The sequence below is a fragment of the Maribacter sp. ACAM166 genome (genome assembly GCF_005771495.1).
Lineage (GTDB): Bacteria > Bacteroidota > Bacteroidia > Flavobacteriales > Flavobacteriaceae > Maribacter.
This window is the reverse complement of record NZ_VAUW01000105.1, coordinates 1-674: the sequence shown is the minus strand read 5'-3', so window position 1 is coordinate 674 and position 674 is coordinate 1. Positions and strand designations below refer to the sequence as shown.

The window sequence follows — 674 nt, the reverse complement described above, 5'->3', positions numbered from 1 at the left end:
ATCACTATGTGCAGTTCTTTGAAATTTTTACCGTTGTTACTGAATTTCTGTTCGATATCATAGTCCTTTTTTAGTGGTGAATATCCTCTCCATTTATCTGTCACTATTTTTGCATCTGTACTTATATGCTCTTGAAATATTTGTGTCAATGATTTAGCAGAATAATCATCGATTGATTTTACATACACTCTTTTTATTTTATGCTTTACGTTTAGTTCGACTGCTATTACTGCCTTTTTCTTTTTAGAATTGTAACTTCTACCTTGCTTACCTTCTTCTTTTCCCCCTACCGTGAATTCATCTACATGGACAATTTCGGTCAAAGGAAAAATTTGGCTACTTGCCATTGATTTTCTAACTTTTTGCATAAAATACCAAGCAGTTCCCTGTCTAATGTCAAAACGTTTTCCCATCTGAATACTTGAAACACTTTTACTACTCGTACTCATTTCAAACACAACACAAAAGGCTTTTTGCAACCCAAATTTAACCTTATGGAACAATGTATTTGCCGTGGCACTTTCAACATGATTACAACCGTAACAATGATACTTGTGCCCAGATTTCTCACATCCTTTTGTGTGACCACATTTCATACATTTAAAACCATCGTGCCATTTTATTTTCGCTAAATATGCCTTACAGGCATCATCATTTGGCAATTCTTTTACAAA

Annotated in this window: 1 protein-coding gene; it reads right to left on the bottom strand. The window is 33.8% G+C overall.

The window, feature by feature from the left end; translation table 11 throughout:
- The coding region (locus ES765_RS21545; protein ID WP_138116608.1) for an IS1595 family transposase at positions 1 to 674 on the bottom strand (674 nt) is incomplete at both ends.